At 59.3% G+C, this 18,385-nt stretch carries 16 protein-coding genes; 7 read left to right on the top strand and 9 right to left on the bottom strand.

Annotated features, from left to right (window positions below; all coding sequences use genetic code 11):
- Positions 1-48 precede the first annotated feature (48 nt).
- On the bottom strand, positions 49-1,155 hold the full coding sequence (locus PH605_RS16040; RefSeq protein ID WP_065655678.1) for a branched-chain amino acid ABC transporter substrate-binding protein: 1,107 nt from the start codon (positions 1,153-1,155) through the stop codon (positions 49-51).
- A gap of 285 nt (positions 1,156-1,440) precedes the next feature.
- On the opposite strand from PH605_RS16040, the gene PH605_RS16035 reads away from it, so the two are divergent.
- Positions 1,441-2,616: a DUF3095 domain-containing protein gene (locus PH605_RS16035; RefSeq protein WP_125146617.1), complete on the top strand. Its 1,176-nt coding sequence runs from the start codon at positions 1,441-1,443 to the stop codon at positions 2,614-2,616.
- 132 nt (positions 2,617-2,748) lie between these two features.
- Here PH605_RS16035 and PH605_RS16030 read toward each other — a convergent pair whose 3' ends face one another.
- The 4 genes from PH605_RS16030 to PH605_RS16015 all read right to left on the bottom strand — a co-directional run bounded on the left by PH605_RS16030 (position 2,749) and on the right by PH605_RS16015 (position 6,692).
- Complete coding sequence (locus PH605_RS16030) at positions 2,749-3,069, bottom strand: ArsR/SmtB family transcription factor (protein WP_003524068.1); 321 nt, start codon at positions 3,067-3,069, stop codon at positions 2,749-2,751.
- A gap of 540 nt (positions 3,070-3,609) precedes the next feature.
- On the bottom strand, positions 3,610-4,656 hold the full coding sequence (choV, locus tag PH605_RS16025; protein WP_003524070.1) for a choline ABC transporter ATP-binding protein: 1,047 nt from the start codon (positions 4,654-4,656) through the stop codon (positions 3,610-3,612).
- On the bottom strand, positions 4,653-5,504 hold the full coding sequence (gene choW / locus PH605_RS16020; protein WP_035240066.1) for a choline ABC transporter permease subunit: 852 nt from the start codon (positions 5,502-5,504) through the stop codon (positions 4,653-4,655). Before choW ends, choV begins: the two co-directional genes overlap by 4 nt.
- 285 nt (positions 5,505-5,789) lie before the next feature.
- Positions 5,790-6,692: a choline ABC transporter substrate-binding protein gene (locus tag PH605_RS16015; protein WP_371259706.1), complete on the bottom strand. Its 903-nt coding sequence runs from the start codon at positions 6,690-6,692 to the stop codon at positions 5,790-5,792.
- 387 nt (positions 6,693-7,079) lie between these two features.
- Between PH605_RS16015 and PH605_RS16010 the strand changes: the two genes are divergently transcribed.
- The 3 genes from PH605_RS16010 (at position 7,080) to PH605_RS16000 (ending at position 9,617) form a co-directional block, all read left to right on the top strand.
- On the top strand, positions 7,080-7,688 hold the full coding sequence (locus tag PH605_RS16010; protein ID WP_142845425.1) for a thymidine kinase: 609 nt from the start codon (positions 7,080-7,082) through the stop codon (positions 7,686-7,688).
- Positions 7,689-7,774: 86 nt separating this feature from the next.
- Entirely contained in the window at positions 7,775-8,227 is a 453-nt protein-coding gene (locus PH605_RS16005; RefSeq protein ID WP_003524080.1) for a pseudoazurin, read from the top strand.
- A gap of 238 nt (positions 8,228-8,465) precedes the next feature.
- On the top strand, positions 8,466-9,617 hold the full coding sequence (locus PH605_RS16000; protein ID WP_078051758.1) for a DUF2333 family protein: 1,152 nt from the start codon (positions 8,466-8,468) through the stop codon (positions 9,615-9,617).
- A 30-nt stretch (positions 9,618-9,647) separates the two neighbouring features.
- On the opposite strand, the gene PH605_RS15995 is transcribed toward PH605_RS16000, so the two are convergent.
- Both PH605_RS15995 and PH605_RS15990 read right to left on the bottom strand, forming a co-directional pair.
- Positions 9,648-10,364, bottom strand: coding sequence for a helix-turn-helix transcriptional regulator (locus PH605_RS15995; RefSeq protein WP_142845424.1), 717 nt, complete (start codon positions 10,362-10,364; stop codon positions 9,648-9,650).
- A 100-nt stretch (positions 10,365-10,464) separates the two neighbouring features.
- The gene (locus PH605_RS15990; RefSeq protein ID WP_003524933.1) at positions 10,465-10,986 is read right to left on the bottom strand and encodes a TIGR00645 family protein; all 522 of its coding nucleotides are present in this window, start codon (positions 10,984-10,986) and stop codon (positions 10,465-10,467) included.
- Positions 10,987-11,344: 358 nt separating this feature from the next.
- On the opposite strand from PH605_RS15990, the gene PH605_RS15985 reads away from it, so the two are divergent.
- The gene (locus PH605_RS15985; protein ID WP_080856643.1) at positions 11,345-13,585 is read left to right on the top strand and encodes a TonB-dependent hemoglobin/transferrin/lactoferrin family receptor; all 2,241 of its coding nucleotides are present in this window, start codon (positions 11,345-11,347) and stop codon (positions 13,583-13,585) included.
- A gap of 56 nt (positions 13,586-13,641) precedes the next feature.
- On the opposite strand, the gene PH605_RS15980 is transcribed toward PH605_RS15985, so the two are convergent.
- Positions 13,642-14,445 carry an extensin-like domain-containing protein gene (locus tag PH605_RS15980; protein ID WP_142845423.1) on the bottom strand — a complete coding sequence of 268 codons (804 nt, stop codon included), beginning with the start codon at positions 14,443-14,445 and terminating at the stop codon, positions 13,642-13,644.
- Positions 14,446-14,727: 282 nt separating this feature from the next.
- On the opposite strand from PH605_RS15980, the gene PH605_RS15975 reads away from it, so the two are divergent.
- Both PH605_RS15975 and PH605_RS15970 read left to right on the top strand, forming a co-directional pair.
- Entirely contained in the window at positions 14,728-16,917 is a 2,190-nt protein-coding gene (locus PH605_RS15975) for an anthranilate synthase (RefSeq protein WP_142845422.1), read from the top strand.
- Complete coding sequence (locus tag PH605_RS15970; protein ID WP_161987921.1) at positions 16,914-17,426, top strand: GNAT family N-acetyltransferase; 513 nt, start codon at positions 16,914-16,916, stop codon at positions 17,424-17,426. The genes PH605_RS15975 and PH605_RS15970 overlap by 4 nt, the downstream gene beginning before the upstream one ends.
- Here PH605_RS15970 and PH605_RS15965 read toward each other — a convergent pair.
- On the bottom strand, positions 17,423-18,367 hold the full coding sequence (locus PH605_RS15965) for an HD-GYP domain-containing protein (protein WP_142845421.1): 945 nt from the start codon (positions 18,365-18,367) through the stop codon (positions 17,423-17,425). The genes PH605_RS15970 and PH605_RS15965 overlap by 4 nt on opposite strands.
- Positions 18,368-18,385 lie beyond the last annotated feature (18 nt).

Here is an 18,385-nt window from a genome sequence, read left to right as displayed (position 1 = left end):
GGCCGTAAAACGATACCGGCCGCACAGGGTGCGGCCGGTAGGATCAGCTTATTCGGCTGCGACGATCTTGCCGTCCTGCCACTTGAACAGCGAGAAGGCCTGCGAGGTCAGGTCGCCGTTTTCGCCGTAGGTCACCTTGCCGATTGCGGTCGGGAAAGCGTCACCGCTTTTCAGGGCCGTGGCAACCGCTTCGGAATCCTTGGCGCTTCCAGCCTTCTCGATGCCGGCCTTCAGCACTTCCACGGCAGCGTAAGCATTGAGCGTGAAGGCTTCCGCCGGAATGTTAGCGGCCTTCAGCGCTTCGGCAGCGGCCTTGGAATCGTCGTTCTTCAGCGCGTCGGAAGCGTTAGTGAAGATCGTGCCTTCGCCAGCCTGCGAACCGATGTTCCAGAACTCGCTGTTCGACAGGCCGTCACCGCCGATGACGGCAGCCTTGGAACCGATATCCTTCAACTGGCGCACCAGAAGACCCGCTTCCGGATGGTAACCGCCGAAATAGACGATGTCGGCATTGTCGGACTTCAGACGGGCCGTCAGCGCACCGAGATCCTTTTCGCCAGGTGTCAGCGCATCGTAGAGAACTTCGGTCACGCCACCGGCATTCAGCGTGGTCTTGAAGGCGTCCGCCAGACCTTTGCCGTAAGCGCCCTTGTCGTGAATGATGGCGATCTTCTTGTCCTTGAGGTTGGCGAGAACATATTTCGCCGCAACCTCGGCCTGCTGGTCGTCACGACCGCAGGTGCGGAAAACGTTGGCAAGGCCCCGGTTGGTCAGGCCCGGCGCGGTCGCCGTCGGCGTTACCATCAGCACGCCGTTTTCGGCAAAGACATCCGATGCCGGAATGGCGACGCCGGACGTCACCGGACCGACGACGAAGTGGATGCCTTCGGCAACCAGCTGGTTGGCTGCGGAAACGCCCTGCTTCGGCTCACCGCCGTCATCGGCAAGCTTCAGCACGACCTGTTCGCCGAGGATGCCGCCCTTCTTGTTGATTTCATTGACTGCCGTCTGGGCGCCGTTCTTCACCTGGTCGCCATAGGCGGCGACAGGACCGGTGAGCGGCGCAATCAGGCCGATGACGATTTCGGCATGAGCAAGGGGTGCGAATGCGAAGGACGCTGCAAGCGTCACGCTGGTCAATGTCTTCAGTTTCATCCTGGTGTCTCCTTAAAGGGGGTCGCGGGACCCGGTGAGCGCCATGGGGCGCCGACCGAATGAAACTATCGGACGCCTCCCGGCGAAAACTCGTTCCATTTTTGAATTCCGAGCCTTCCACTCAACTCATACGGAAGGTTTGATGATTTATGCAAGTCACTTTGCTGGATTAGCTCTATTAGCGGTAAATCATTCGCCGGATCGGCTACGATTGCGCCGTGTGAATGGACGCATCGACCTTCCGTAAACGCTTGGCGTTTGGCCGCCGCTGGAGGATAATACGCCATGATCGCAGCAGATGAAGAATTTCTGACGGGCCTGCCCGTCTTCCGGCATTTTGAAGACGTGGCCGACCCGGCGCTTTATCGCGCCCTGCCGCCGGGATGGGGGCTGGCTATCGCCGATATCATCGATTCGACCTCGGCAATCGGCACCGGCCGCTACAAGGCCGTCAACATGGCGGGTGCGGCGGTCATATCGGGCGTATCGAACAGTCTCGGCCGTCACGACCTGCCCTTCGTTTTCGGCGGCGATGGCGCTGCCGTCGCGGTGCCGCCGCACGGGCTGTCTGTCGCACGCACCGCGCTTTCGAATGTACAGCGCTGGGTGAAAGACGATCTCGATCTTGCCATGCGCGTGGCGCTGGTTCCCGTCGAGGATATTCGTGAAAATGGCTTCGACATTCGTGTCGCGCGCTTTCAGGCGAGCGAGGACGTTTCCTACGCCATGTTTTCGGGCGGCGGCAACAGTTGGGCGGAAGCGCGAATGAAGGAGGGGCAATATGCCCTGCCGGCAGCCGAAAAGGGCGAACGCCCCGATCTCACCGGCCTTTCATGCCGCTGGAACCCCATTCCTGCCACCCATGGCAAGGTGGTGTCGATCATCGCCGTGCCGGGGCCGTCGCGGGACATGCCGGCATTTCGCCAACTGGTCGTCGATCTTGTCGATCTCGCCGAACAGGACGCAAGACACGGCCACCCCGTGCCGGAGGATGGGCCGAAACTCGGTTTCGTGCGCGAGGGTCTCGGCCTCGAAGCCCGTGCCGGCGCTGCCTATCGCGATGTCTGGGGCAAGACGCGCCGCTCGTTTCGCGTTCTCGGCGAGTCCCTGCTCGTCAATCTCTTGAGCGTGACGGGGCTCTCGTTCGGACCGTTCAATGCGATACGCTACCGGCGTTCGGTCGCGAGCAACACCGATTTCAGGAAATTCGACGACGGCCTGAAGATGACGGTGGATATCGACGCCGCACGGCTCGAAAAAATCCGCGCGCGGCTGGAACAGGGCCGCCTCTCGGGAAGCTGTTATTACGGCCTGCACGAACAGGATGCCGCATTGATGACCTGTATCGTTCCGTCTCCGCTTTCGCGAGACCATATGCATTTCGTGGATGGTGCCGACGGCGGATATGCGGCTGCGGCAAGCCGCCTCAAGCAGCAGATACAGCTTGCCGCGCCGGCCTGAAAAGCGCTCCAATACGCAGCCCCCGATTCTTGTGCCGGATGCGCCCGCAGCAAAGGCCAATGAAAAGAAAAACCGGCGTCGTACGCCGGTTTCAATCGAGTGATGCTGCCGGGCCTTAACAGGGCCGTGGGCTCATGCAGCGGTCTTGCTGCTCTTCTGCGCCTGGCAGTAAATTTCCTCGAGGGATGCGAGGATTTTTTTCACGGATTCGGAATTGCTGGAATAATAGATGGTCTGCGCATCCCGTCGTGTCTTCACCAGCCGCTGGGCACGCAATTTCGAAAGATGCTGCGAGAGAGCGGACTGGCTGAGACCAACCTGTGAAGCGAGAACACCGACCGGCACTTCCGTATCCACCAGCGTGCACAAGATCATCAGGCGCTTGGGATTCGCCATGGCTGAGAGCAAGTCTGCAGCGGCGATGCTATGTTCCGACAGAGATTGATTATCCATACGCTCAAGTCTCCTGATGACAGTCGAAAAAGACGGTCATGGTGGCTATTATAGGTGTTCCAAAAGGTGTTTTTATAATTCAGTCGATACGTTGTATATACCTAAATCTTGCTTATATCGTGTCCCCTTCAAAGACTATTCTTCACCGATTATTTACTTAAAATATTGTGACCAAATTATCAGCTTTTTGCCTGTTTTTTGTCAATTTGATGATAAACCCATGTATTAGCGGCAGTATTTATAAGCAATAAACGATAAAAAGTTGAGCACCTCAATCTTAACACCCGACGCCGGATTTTGGGGTGACAATCTATTACCACCTTAAATTTAGCAGCGAGCTAAAGAATCTAGATTAACTTTGCGCAATTTTCTCTAAGTTTGCAATATGATTTTTATTAGTAATTATTTTCATGCATAACTTGTGATATCAAAAATATTCTTTGCTACCGTGGGAAGGTATAACTTGCGCCGTAAAGATCTTCTGGAAACAGAAAAAGGGCCCTCCATGGAGGGCCCTTTCTTTTTCAGACAGGCGAATCACTATTTTTTGCGGTGACGCGTCAGCCCCGCGACAACTTCATCGGCGGAAATCGTGCCGACGATCGCACCGTTGTCGACGACGCCGATCGCGCCGGAATGTTTTGACAGCGCATCGAGAATATCGATGAGCGGCGATGACGGGCGGGCGGTGGCGGCGACTGTCATCTGCCCGTTGCGTTCGTCCACCCCACGCTTCATCACATCGGCGGCGGTCAGCATGGAGATCGGGTTCATGTTCTGCACGAAATCCGCGACATAGGGCGTGGCCGGCTGCTTGACGATCTGCTGCGGCGTTCCGCACTGGATGATGCGTCCGCCCTCCATCATGGCGATACGGTTGCCGATGCGGAAGGCCTCATCCAGATCGTGGCTGACGAAGAGGATAGTTTTCTTCAGCCGGCTCTGGAATTCCAGAAGCTCGTCCTGCAGGCGGCTTCTGATGAGAGGGTCGAGCGCCGAGAACGGCTCGTCCATCAACAGGATCGGCGCGCCGGTGGCAAAGGCTCTCGCCAGCCCCACACGCTGCTGCATGCCGCCGGAAAGCTCTCCTACCTTGCGGTCGGCCCAGGCGGAGAGATTGACCAGCTCCAGCTGCTCAGCCACCATGCGCTTGCGCTCGGCTTCCGGCACGCCGGAAAGCTCAAGCCCGAAGCCGACATTGTCGGCCACATTGCGCCAGGGCAGAAGGCCGAATTGCTGGAAGACCATGGAGACCGTGTGCATGCGCAGATCGCGCAGCGATTTCGCCGTCGAGCGATAGGGATCTACATAGCCGGACTTGGTCTTCACGCCGACATTGCCGCGCACCACGGGCGCAAGCCCGTTGACGGCCCTCAGCAGGGTCGACTTGCCCGAACCGGAAAGCCCCATGAGCACGAGTATCTCGCCCTCGCTGACCGAGAGCGAGGCATTGGCGACGCCGAGAACCAGTCCCGTTTCGGCATTGATCTCGTCACGCGTGCTGCCCTTGTCGATCAGCGGCAGCGCCGCATCGGGCCGGTCGCCGAAAACGATATCGACATTTCCGAAGATGATGGCGTCACTCATAGATCATCCTCCGCGCCGGGAAGGCGGAAAAGCCGGTCGAGAACGATCGCCAGTACGACGATGCACAGTCCCGCTTCGAAGCCCATGGCGATATTGACGGTATTGAGCGCGCGCACCACGGGTACGCCGAGGCCATTGGCGCCGACGAGGGCGGAAATGACCACCATCGACAGCGACAGCATGATCGTCTGGGTAAGGCCGGCCATGATCTGCGGCGCGGCGAAGGGAAGCTCCACCTTGCGCAATACTTGCGAAGGCGTGGCGCCAAAAGCGACGGCCGCCTCCACCAGCGCCGGCGGCGTCGAAACGATGCCGAGACGGGTGAGCCGCACCGGGGCCGGAATGGCGAAGATGACGGTGGCGATGAGCCCCGGAACCATGCCGAGACCGAACAGCACCAGCGCCGGGATCAGATAAACGAAGGTGGGGATGGTCTGCATCAGGTCCAGCACCGGGCGCATGCCGGCATAGATCCACTTGCGCCGCGCCGCCAATATGCCGAGCGGTATGCCGATGATCATGCACACGGCGCTGGCGGCGATGACGAGCGCCAGCGTTTCCGTCGTCGCCTTCCAGTAGCCCAGATTGATGATGAGCAGCAGGCCGAGCGCCGTGAAGACCGGCATGCCGACGGAGCGGCGCGTCCAGGCGGAAAGCGCCGTCAGGATCGCGACGATGACAAGCGGATGCGGCGCCTGCAGCACATAAAGCAGGGCGTTGATGACGCTTTGGAAAATGAAGGAAAGCCAATCGAAGAAAAAAGCGAGATTGCCGGTCAGCCAGTCAATGGCCTCCTTGGCATATCGGCCGACGGGCAGGCGGTTTTCAGGAGCGCTGAGCCATTCCACGGTAAGAAAAGACCTTTCGTGAACTAAAACAATTCCGGCAAAAGTGCAGAGCGGTTTTGCGTCCGGAATTGCGCAGACAACAAAGAAATAGAGCATCGTCATCCCGTTTCACCGGGATTGCTCCAATGCAGAAATGACGGCCGGCAGCGGAACTGCCGGACGCGGTGCTGGCGCATGACCTTCAATGTCTGAAAATTCACAGGCAAGGTCATGCATGGGCATCGTTATTTCCCGCTGATCCGGCCTGCCGCGCAGGCCGGATGCAGTCATGCATCGTCTTGCGGCTTAGAGGCCGAGAGCCTTCTTGGCGGCAGGCAGGGCGTCAGCGCTGCCGTCCTTGGTCTTGACGTTGGCGAGCCAGGGCTCGATCGCCGTCGGATTGGCCTTCAGCCAGGCGGTTGCAGCCGCCTCGCCCTCAAGGCCGTCATTCAGGATCTTGCCCATGATCTCGTTTTCCATGGGCAGGGAAAATTGCAGGTTCTTGAGGAAGGCGCCGACATTCGGGCACTCCTCGACGTAACCCTTGCGGACATTGGTATGGATCGTCGCGCCGCCGAGATTGGGGCCGAACACCTCGTCGCCGCCGGTCAGATAGGTCAGCTTGAAATTCGCATTCATGGGATGCGGTTCCCAGCCGAGGAAGACGATGGGCTCGCCGGATTTTTCGGCGCGGGCCACCTGGGAGAGCATACCCTGTTCGGACGACTCGACCACCTCGAATGACTTCAGACCGAAACTGTCCTTGGCCACCATGTCGAGAATCAGTCGGTTGCCGTCGTTGCCCGGCTCGATACCATAGATCTTGCCGCCGAGATCGGCGCTGTGGGCAGCGATGTCCTTGAAATCCTTGATGCCGAGTTCGGCGCCCTTGGCGTTGGTCGCCAGCGTGTATTTCGCGCCGGTCAGGTTTTCCCGCAGCGTTTCCACGGATTTGTCTTCGCGATAAGGCGCGATATCGCCTTCCATGGTCGGCATCCAGTTGCCGAGGAAGACGTCGATGTCCTTGTTTTTCAGGGATGTGTAGGTAACGGGTACGGAGAGAAGCTTGACGTCGGTTTCATAGCCAAGGCTTTTCAGAAGCACTGTGGCGGTCGCCGTCGTGGCGGTGATGTCGGTCCAGCCCACATCGGAAAAGCGCACTGTGCCACAGCTTGCCGGTTCCGCAGCACCGGCCGCACTGAACGTCATGGAGGAGATTGCTGCGGCCAGGGCCAGACAGCGGCTTCTATTTGCAAACATATGGCTTGCTCCCTGTTTTTTCGTTCCCTTGCCATTATCAATATCTGCCGGACACAATCAACTCGCGCGCATTTGCGTGCTTTGGCGCACCGTTTGCGACAAAATGGTGAAAATGTCGGTATTCAGCGGTGCAATGTCGAAAAAGGGCAGACCTTAGAAATCTGTGTTTTTCCAACGGCCATACTTTTCAATCCGCGTCTTCGCCGTCAAAAGACGCTGGATGCAGCATCGGCTGGAAAACCGGGACAGGTTTGTGAAGGCACGGTGTGCCGATTGAAGAGGTTGGAGCATTCAAACGCACGTCGGAATGATGCAACGGTGCTCCGGGAGTGGATAATGGCAAAACTCTATTTCAATTATTCGACGATGAATGCCGGCAAATCGACCATGCTGCTGCAGGCATCCTACAATTATCAGGAGCGCGGCATGCGCACACTGATCTTCACGGCCGCCTTTGACGACCGGGCCGGCGTCGGCCGTGTCGCCTCGCGAATTGGCCTCTCTTCCGACGCCCTGACCTTCGATGAGAATACCGACCTGTTCGCCGAGGTATCGGCCCTCACTGCCGAAGCGCCGGTCGCCTGCGTTTTCATCGATGAAGCCAATTTTCTCTCCGAGCACCATGTCTGGCAGCTTGCCGACATTGTCGACAGGCTGAACATCCCGGTCATGACCTATGGCCTGCGCACGGATTTTCAGGGAAAGCTTTTCCCCGCCTCGAAAGAACTGCTGGCCATTGCCGACGAGCTTCGCGAAATCCGCACCATATGCCATTGCGGCCGCAAGGCGACGATGGTGGCCCGCTTCGACAATGAAGGAAAGGTCGTGACGGAAGGCGCGCAGATCGATGTCGGCGGCAACGAGAAATATGTTTCCTTCTGCCGCCGCCACTGGGTGGAGACGTTCAAGGGCGAGTGGACATCTGCGTCCGGTTGCCGCATTTGATTTTCCGCAAAGATGACTCCCCCGCTCCTGGGCTAAGACGACGGCGACACATTCGCGTGGATGTGCTTTCTCTCAGGAGCAAAACGATGCAGAACAGAACTGCCAAATTCGCCGGCCTCGCCATTCTCGCAGGTCTTTTCGCCTTTCCCGCCCTTGCTGCCGAAATCGAAGTGAAGATGCTCAACAAGGGCAGCGACGGTCAGGCGATGGTCTTCGAGCCCGCAACCGTCAAGGCCGCCGTCGGCGACGTCATTACCTTCGTCCCGGTCGACAAGGGCCATGATGCGGCAGCCGTGAAGGACATGATCCCCGAGGGTGTCGCAGACTTCAAGGGCAAGATGAACGAGACGGTGAAGTTGACGGTCGAGAAGGAAGGCGCCTACGTCGTCAAATGCACACCGCATCTGGGCATGGGCATGATCGCGCTCGTTGTCGTCGGCGATGCCGCGCCGGCCAATCTGGACGCCGTCAAGAACGGCAAACTGCCGAAAAAGGCGCGCGACCGGCTGAACGACGAGATCGCCAAGCTCGGCCTTTGAGGACATATCCCTTCGGTTCCGCGGCGGCTGTTCCTCCACAATCGGTGTGGAAAGCCATAATGGCCGGCGCGGACCGCAGGTTGAGAAAAGTTTCGCAATCATGTTGTATCCCGGTTGACCGGGACATATCTGGAAGACAGTAAATGACCGCGGTTTGTACGAAGCGCCGAAGGGCGCGGATGGCCCGCGTGTTTTTCTTCCGGCGTCCAGCCCCACGGGCAGAGGAGACTATGACGACATGATCGACCGGATCACCGCTTTGATTCAGGCAGCCTTCAGCGCCATCGGCAGGGCCGCCGGTCTTCTCGTCGCCTGGCTTCTGTGGCCCTTCATGGCCGCCCACGGCTGGTACAGCGGCCGCAACTGGCTCATCAAGGGCCCGATCGCCCTCATCGTCATTCTTCTTGCCGGCTTCTACGGATATTTCATCTGGCAAACCCAGGTCTGGACGAATTTCGACCCGGATTACGTCGCGCGCTACAAGCTTGAAGAGCGCACCGTGCCTGCCGGGCAGGAATTGCCGGCCGCCGCCCCGGCGGGTGGCGCAACGGGCGCCGCCGCAAACACATCCGCGCCGGTCTGCCAGCGTTCGGCCATCGTCGACGCAGCCGCCGATCTCACCGATTTCAACGTCAACCAGAACGCGTGGATTTCCTCCATGCTGCTCTATCGTCTCGGCCTTTTCGGCATGGACTGGGACAGCACGCCGTTTTTGGACAACAAGGCGTCTTTCCAGCGTGGTGTAAACCAGGCCGTGCGCCGCACCTCGGTGGAACTTGTGGATACGCTCGGCCGCGTGCGCGGAACCTCCGGCATCAACAACAATCTCCAGGAAGCGCGCGGCAACATGCAGTTCAGCGAGTATTCCTGGTATTTCGGTCTCGATCCCTTCGGCCCGAAGACCCCGACCCCCAGCTATTACCGCGCCGCCATCCGCAGCTTCCAGGCCTTCAATGGCGAACTCGCCGCCTGCAAGGCCGTCTTCGATACCCGCGCCGACAACCTCATCCAGTTCATCGACCGTATCGCCGGCGATATCGGCTCCACGTCGGCAATTCTGCGCGAACGCTCGGAAAATTATAATGGCGGCTGGTTCGATACCCGTGCCGACGACCGCTTCTGGTTCGCCTATGGCCAGCTCTACGGTTATTACGGCGTGCTTTCCGCCGCCGGATCGGACTTCGCGCAGGTCATCCGCGAGCGTAACCTGACCAACCTGTGGAACGACACGCTGTTGCAGACCCGCGCAGCCCTGCGCATCCAGCCGGCGATCATTTCCAATGGTGAGGAAAGCGGCTGGATCATGCCCTCGCACCTCGCCACCATGGGATTTTACGTTTTGCGGGTCCGCTCTAATCTCGTCGAGCTTCGCTCGGTTCTCGACCGGTAAGGCGAGGCCTGACGGGAACGGCAGGGTCGATCAGTCTATCAGGCCAAGGCGTATTGTCTTGGCCACCAGCTGGGTGCGGTTGACGCAGTCGAGCTTGCGGATGGCGTTGTTCATATAGGCATTGACGGTATGTTCCGAGATGGACAGAAGCTCGGCGATCTCCACGGAGGTCTTTCCCTGCGCCGTCCAGCGCACCACATCGAGTTCCCGCTTCGTCAAAGGCGATGGACCTTTTGAGTTGGTGCGGCAAAGCCGGTCATAAACCTCCAGCGCATGCAGCACGATCATGCCCAGCTCGTTGAGCGCGGCTTGCGGCAGGATATCGCGATCGCCCGAGAAATTCATCAGATGCCGGTTGCCGTACATGCCATGCACCGGCACCATCAGACCGGACGTAATGCCCATGCTGCTCAGCGAGGCTGCCGCATCCACCAGCGGTCCGCAGGCAATATCCGGATCCTGCAGCGACCAATATTGCGGCATCATCGATGAAGCGCCGCGCTTGATGACGGGACACTCCCCAAGCGCGCCGTCCCGGGTCATCGCATTCACGACCCAGATGGGCAGGCTGCTTTCGACAACCGTCGGCAAGGCATAGGCATTCTGGCCGCCGGGCAAGCGCAAAAGGGTCACATAGGCGTAACCGAAGGCGCGCATCACTTCCCGCAGGGCCTCCAGCCATTGGGATTTGTCGGCCGCAGCCGACAGATCGTCGCAAAGTCTGGCCTGACGCTCCGTCTTCACCATTCACGCACCCTCGACACGCCGGGACGCAGCGCCCGGAGCGTAAAACATGCGGCTTGGCCAGAACGGGGTTACGACCTTCATATCGGCTGGACCATCCTGATCAAAGCACCGGCTTTTCGGATTTGTCCTTCGGCTTGGCCATCAGTTTTTCCAGAAAACCAAGCATGACCGCCGAGACGACAAAAGCCAGATGGATGATGGTGAACCACATCAGCTTGCTGTCCGAATATTGACTGGCGTTGAGGAAGATTTGCAGCAGGTGGATCGACGAGATCGCCACGATCGACGATGCGACCTTGATTTTCAGACTGCCGGAATCGAGCTTGCCCAGAAAGGAAACCTCGGCATCGGCATCGTCGAAGCGGCTGACGAAGTTCTCGTAACCGGAAATCATCACCATGACGATCAGGCTGGCGACCAGCGCCGCATCGATCAGACCCAGCATGGCGAGGATCATGTCCGCTTCGTCGTAGGTGAAAACGTTCTTCGCAACTTTCAGAAACTTCAGCGCGAAGGAAAACGCATAAACCGCCAGTGCCGCGACGAGCCCGAGATAAAAAACGACGAGCAGCCAGCGGCTGGAGAGGATGATCCGCTCGACGAGCAGTTCAAGAGACTTCATTTCCGTATCCGATTAATAATCTGTTTATTGTTGGGGCATGGTTTGTTTCGCCATGTAAACTGGCTGCGAATATCCTAGCAAGCGGCAATGTCGGGACTTTGACCGTACCGTGGCGTTTTCACACCCCATTCACCAATGAGGGTCGAGAGCGGATAAGCGTCATATTTTTGCAACATACTGTTATGCTTTAAAACATGATGCAAAAAGTCATATATAATATGTTGACAGTTATCGTCATGTTTTTTAGTCCTCGCTTATCGGCTCGCCCGTAACAATCAAAACAGTTTCAGCCGCGGCGGCAAGCGCGGCGTGCTTTTGCACGCCGTGGCCCATTCGCGCGCCTACCTGGGGGTAATTAATGTCCATTTCGCGCACGCATTCCGCGCTGCTTCTGTGCACTGCCATCTCTCTTCTGCCGCTTGCCGGCCCCGCGCGGGCCCAGGACGCCGCGGCGCAAGCGGACGAGGCCACCACGCTTGAAAGGATCGTCGTCAAGGGCAAGCGCGTCAAAAGCGCCAATGCCGCCGCCGACACGCCGCTGGCGAGCCAGACCACGGCGGAAGACATCCGCAAGAAGGATATCGGTAGCATCAAGGACCTCGGCAACAGCACGGAGCCGGGCGTCGATTACGTCGATGCCAAGCCCGGCCGGCCCGGCGGCCTGTTCATCCGCGGCCTCGGCGGCGCGCGCGTCGTCACTTTGATCGACAATATTCCCGTTCCTTATTTCAACAATTTCGCCCGTCAGGGTCAGGCAACCACCACGCTCAGCGATACGAGTTCGAGCTTCGATTTTTCCTCGCTCTCGACGGTCGATGTGGTGCGTGGCGCAGATTCCAGCCGTATCGGCTCCGGTGCCCTCGGCGGCGCGCTGGTGCTGCGCACGCTCGATCCGGAAGACCTGATCGGCGAAGGCAGGGATTGGGGCGGCGTGGCCAAGACCACCTATGACAGCGAAGACAGAAGCGTGGGCGGATCGCTCGCCGTCGCCAGGAAGATCGAGAATACTTCGGTCCTGTTCCAGGGCTCCTACAAGCGCGGCAACGAGACGGACAACAAGGGCACCGCCGATATCTACGGCACGCGCCGCACCAAGCCCAATCCCGCCGACACCTATGAAAGCAACCTGATGTTCAAGATCCGTCAGGATCTTGAAGGCGGTCACAGCATCGGGCTGACGGCCGAGCGCTATTCTCTGAGAAACCGCAGCGACATGAAGACCCTGCAGGGCGTCAGCGTTTCGGGCTCGACCTACCGGATCGGCGACTACCGGGGTTATGAGGATACCGAGCGCGATCGCGTATCGCTCGATTACGAATACGAAGCGCCCTCGACCGATGGCTTCATCGACGCCGCCAATCTTTCGCTCTACTGGACGCGTCTTTCCAAGGAATCCGGTGCCGGTGACCGCCTGACCAACAATTCGCTCTATATTCGCGAAGACAGCATGCGCAACAGCGCATTCGGCATCGTCGGTGGCCTTGAATCCGGCTTCGAGCTTGGCGGCGTGCAGCACACGGTCCGTTTCGGCGGCAACGCCATGACGACCGATTTCAGCCAGGAGCTTTTCGCCAACACGGCCGGATCGACCTCGTCGTCGCAATCGGACATGCCTGACGTGAGCGGCAAGAGCCTCGGTCTTTATCTCGATGACGAAATCGCCTTCGGCAACGGCTTCCGCCTGACCCCCGGCCTGCGCTTCGATTCCTACGATTACGATCCCGATGGCTCCGTTTCCAGCAACAGCGGCTACCGAACATTCGGCCTGCCGAGCGGCAATAGCGGCTCGCGCTTCTCGCCGAAGCTTCTTGCCACCTATGACGTCACGCCCGAACTGCAGCTTTTCGCACAATGGTCGATGGCCTATCGTGCCCCGACGATCAACGAACTGTATCTGAACTTCTCCAACGTCAGCTCCGGTTACGCTGTTGTCGGCAACTCCGCCCTCAATCCCGAGACCAGCAACGGTTTCGAGATCGGTGCGAACTACGCCTCCGGCGACCTCACGGGAAGCCTGACGCTGTTCCACAACAAGTACAAGAACTTCATCGAGCAGTACACGACGTCGACAACGCTCTTCCCCGGCTTCGGCGGCAGGGGCAACGGATCGCTCTTCACCTATCGCAACCGTAACAACGTCGAAATCTCCGGTGTCGAAGCCAAGGTCCGCAAGGACCTCGCCAACGGCTTCTTCGCCCACGCTTCGCTTGCTTACGCCTATGGCAAGGACACCGATACCAACGAATTCATTCGCACGGTCGCGCCCTTCAAGTCCGTCGTCGGCATAGGCTACGAGCAGGACGTCTGGGGCACGGAATTTACCGGTGTCTTCTCCTCCGGCATGCGTGACGACAGGGTGGCCAACACCTTCGACGCCCCCGGCTATGGCGTCTTCAACCTGACCGGCTGGTGGGAACCGGAACAGACCAAGGGCCTGCGCATCCAGGCCGGCATCTACAACCTGTTCGACAGGAAATACTGGAATGCCGTCGGCGTTCGCGACGTGAACCCGAATTCCGTCAGCACCGTCAACCAGCCGGCCGACTTCTATACGGAAGCCGGACGCACCTTCAAAATCTCTCTGACCCAGAAATTTTAAACCCGGGCAGAAACATCATCTCCAGTCGGGGCGGCTTTCGGGTCGCCCCTTTTTTGTCAGCGGCAATAGAGATAGCCGCCCTTGCGCTCCAGCACGTCGAGATGCAGGTGGTCCTGATGGGTGGCGTCGCTGCCGGGCGAAAGAACCGTGCGGAAGAACAGGCAGGCGGCGGCGGTAATCGTGCGCTGGAAAGCGCCTTCCGGCGTTCCGTCTTCACCGCGCGGCTTCATCACCAGCGGCTCGCCCTTATCGAAGGCGATCGAGGAAATATCGACGGCATTGCCCTTGGCATGTTCGGAAATCTTGCCGTTTTCCGCGCTGTTGCGGTTGCGGCAGATATAGGTCGAGGCATTGGCGATGGCCGTCACCTTTTTCTCCGGCATAGCCAGAGCCGCAGCCGGCAGCATCATTTCCTTTGTCCAGCGGGAAAGCGCGAGCGCGGTTTCGCAGCGCATGGTCCCCGAAGGTTCCAGCTTGATGCCGGGCAGAACCACGGAAAGCTCGACAGGCGCTTCGATGCCGCAGCCCTGCTCCGCATCGCGGATCGGTTCGAGCTGTTTGAATTCCGCGCCGATATCCTTCAACGCGCCAAGGCATGCCCGAAGCGCGGCCGGGTCTTCCGGTTTCACCGGCTCCGGCGTCTTGCCGTCATCCGGTTTCCCCACTTCCGGGGCCTGCGGTTTCGGGGCCGGTTTCGGCGCTTCCATCGGGCTTTGCGGCGGCTCGTCCGATGGCTTTTCCGAGGGGGTGGCGGATTGCCCCTCACCCGGTTTCGGTTGCGGCACCGGCACCTGCGCCGGCGGTTCAGAGGCGGAAATCAATGCGAGGGTGGTTACCAGAAGACACAGGCGATGAAGCATTTTTCGGGGCACTCCTGACCGTTTCGGCAGGAGTGCAACGCCGCCACGGCCCGTAAGGTTCATTCCCTCACCGAAATCCGCTTGCCAAGGCGGATCGTGCGCGCTAACAATTTTCCCATGAACATCGTGTCTAAGAACATTGCTAACTGGTGGTGGGGCAGCTTTTCGCGGCCTTGACCAGTCATGTCTTCAGACAAAGTCCAAGCCGCCCGAATTTTCAGGCGGCTTTTTTGTTATTGTGCCGCCTGTCATCGGGCCTGAACAACGGGAAGTATGAGAGAAATGGTAACGATCATTCAGGATGACGGAGCGGAAACCTACGAGACGAAAGGCGGCATCAAGGTCAGCCGAAAGCGTCGGCCCGCCGATTACGCCAGCGCCATCGATAATTATATCGAAAAGCTCGATTCCCATCGCGGCGCGGTTTTTTCGTCCAACTACGAATATCCGGGCCGTTACACCCGCTGGGATACGGCTATCGTCGATCCGCCGCTCGGCATTTCCTGTTTCGGCCGCAAAATGTGGATCGAGGCCTATAATGGTCGCGGCGAAGTGCTGCTTTCCTTCATCACCGAGAAGCTGAAGGCGACGCCCGATCTCACGCTTGGCGCTTCCACCACGCGCCGTCTCGATCTCACCGTCAACGAGCCGGACCGCGTCTTTACCGAAGAAGAGCGTTCGAAAATCCCGACCGTCTTCACGGCGTTGCGCGCCATCGTCGACCTCTTTTATTCGAATGCGGATTCGGCCATCGGCCTGTTCGGCGCCTTCGGTTACGATCTCGCCTTCCAGTTCGACGCGATCAAGCTGTCGCTGGCGCGCCCGGAAGACCAGCGCGACATGGTGCTGTTTCTGCCGGACGAAATCCTCGTCGTCGACCATTACTCCGCCAAGGCCTGGATCGACCGCTACGACTTCGAAAAGGCCGGCGTGACGACGGACGGCAAGTCCTCCGACATCGCGCCCGATCCCTTCAAGACCACGGATACGATCCCGCCCAAGGGCGATCACCGTCCCGGTGAATATTCCGAACTGGTGGTGAAGGCCAAGGAAAGCTTCCGTCGCGGCGATCTGTTCGAGGTCGTTCCCGGCCAGAAGTTCATGGAACGCTGCGAAAGCAATCCGTCGGCGATTTCCCGCCGCCTGAAGGCGATCAACCCCTCGCCCTATTCCTTCTTCATCAATCTCGGCCATCAGGAATATCTGGTCGGCGCCTCGCCGGAAATGTTCGTGCGCGTCTCCGGCCGCCGCATCGAGACCTGCCCGATTTCCGGCACCATCAAGCGCGGCGACGATCCGATTGCCGATAGCGAGCAGATCCTGAAGCTGCTCAATTCGAAGAAGGACGAATCCGAACTCACCATGTGCTCGGATGTGGACCGCAACGACAAGAGCCGCGTCTGCGAACCGGGTTCGGTAAAGGTCATCGGCCGCCGCCAGATCGAGATGTATTCGCGCCTCATCCACACGGTGGACCACATCGAAGGCCGCCTGCGCGATGACATGGACGCCTTTGACGGCTTCCTCAGCCACGCCTGGGCCGTCACCGTCACCGGTGCGCCGAAACTCTGGGCCATGCGCTTCATCGAGGGCCATGAAAAGAGCCCGCGCGCCTGGTATGGCGGCGCCATCGGCATGGTCGGTTTCAACGGCGACATGAATACCGGGCTGACGCTGCGCACCATCCGCATCAAGGACGGCATTGCCGAGGTGCGTGCGGGTGCAACGCTGCTCAACGATTCCAATCCGCAGGAAGAAGAAGCCGAAACCGAACTGAAGGCATCCGCCATGATCGCCGCCATTCGCGATGCCAAAGGCACCAACGCCGCTTCCACCAAGCGTGACGCCGCCAAGGTGGGCACCGGTGTGAAGATCCTGCTCGTCGACCATGAAGACAGCTTCGTGCACACGCTGGCGAATTATTTCCGCCAGACGGGCGCGACCGTCTCCACCGTCAGAACGCCGGTTGCGGCAGAAGTGTTCGATCGCTTCCAGCCCGATCTCGTCGTGTTGTCTCCCGGACCGGGCAGCCCGACAGATTTCGACTGCAAGGCGACGATCAAGGCCGCCCGCGCCCGCGAATTGCCGATCTTCGGCGTCTGCCTCGGCCTTCAGGCGCTGGCGGAAGCCTATGGCGGCGAGCTTCGCCAGCTTGCGGTGCCGATGCACGGCAAGCCCTCGCGCATCCGCGTGCTGGAACCGGGTCTCGTCTTCTCCGGTCTCGGCAAGGAAGTAACCGTCGGCCGTTACCACTCGATCTTCGCCGACCCCTCCACCCTTCCGCGTGATTTCATCATCACGGCGGAAAGCGAGGACGGCACGATCATGGGCATCGAACACGCCAAGGAACCGGTGGCCGCCGTTCAGTTCCACCCGGAATCGATCATGACACTCGGCCAGGACGCCGGCATGCGCATGATCGAAAACGTCGTGGTGCATCTGACCCGCAAGGCGAAGACAAAGGCGGCATGATGGCTGCTGCCGACGCCATCAGCATCGAACCCATCCGGGCGGAGCACGTTGAAAGTTTTCACCGTGCTCTCGATGCGGTATCGCGTGAGCGGAAATATCTGAGCTTCCTGAAGGCGCCGCCGCTCGATTCGGTCCGCGCCTTCGTTCTCGACATGATCGAAAACGACCATCCGCAATTCGTGGCGATTGCCGATAACACCGTTGTCGGCTGGTGCGATATCCGCCGCCAGAGCAGAGACACCCGCGTCCATTGCGGCACCCTCGGCATGGGCATCCTGCCGGCCTATCGCGACAAGGGGCTGGGTGGACGGCTGATGCGGCAGACGCTCGATGCCGCCCGTCAGTGCGGGCTGCACCGTGTGGAACTGAGCGTGCATGCCGACAATGCCAGAGCAATCGCGCTTTATGAAAAGATCGGTTTTGTGCATGAAGGCCGGGGCCGTGATGCCGTTCTGATCGACGGGCGTTACATCGACAGCCTGAACATGGCGATCATCTTCGGCAACTAACCCCTCGGCAGCGAGGCGGAAATACACAGCGCGAATTTCTTCAGCAGCTGCGTGTCGAAATGCCCTTCCCGCCGCAGCATCCAGGTCAGCGCCTCATTCGCCGTCCACGGCTTCTTGTAGGGCCTGACCGAGGTGATGGCGTCATAGACGTCGCAAATCGCCGCGATACGCGCATAGAGGCTGATCTGGCTGCCCGCACGGCCGCTCGGATAACCGCCGCCATCCATCCGCTCATGATGATTGAAGCAGACATCGAGCACCATCTCCGGCATCTGCACATTGCGCGACAATATATCCCGGCCGAATGCGGGATGGAGATTGATGATTTCCCGCTCGCTGGCGCTCAACCCTTCCGCCTTGTTGAGGATCGATGAAGGAATTTCCACCTTGCCGATATCATGCAGCAACCCGCTGATGCCGAGCAGATTGACCGTTCCCCTGTCGAGCCCGAGATAATTACCGAAGAGGATCATCAGCCCGCTGACGGAGACCGAGTGCACGAAGGTCGTTTCGTCTTTCGATTTCAGGCGGGTGACGCCGATGAAAATCGCCGGGTTCGACTGCACGGCATCGGAAATCTTGCCCGCCGCCGCAGCCATGCCCTTCAGCGAAACGACGCCGCCCTCTTCTGCGGAAGCAAATGTCTCGGCAATCGTATCGGCGGCCGAGCGCACGGCGTGGGTGACGGCAGCGACGGTTTCCGAGCAATTGCCCGGTTGCGGCGAAACCGCCGCAGAACGCGCGCTGCCTTCGGTATCGTATCCCCTGGCGGTGTTGATGACGATGCTTTCGGCGCCGCTTGATTTCAATTGACGCATTAATTCCTCGTGCCGCAAAAGAAAGCGGTGCCGTTTTAAAAATCCCTGGTTCGAAAGCGTTCCTTCGACCGCTTCGATAAACATGCCAATCGTCAATTGCTGGGTGGAAATTCGTTTGAGCATCAGATGCTTTTATTTTCC

Source organism: Agrobacterium sp. CFBP 3001, from assembly GCF_027871605.1.
GTDB lineage: Bacteria > Pseudomonadota > Alphaproteobacteria > Rhizobiales > Rhizobiaceae > Agrobacterium > Agrobacterium leguminum.
This window is presented reverse-complemented; position numbering and strand designations above follow the sequence as displayed.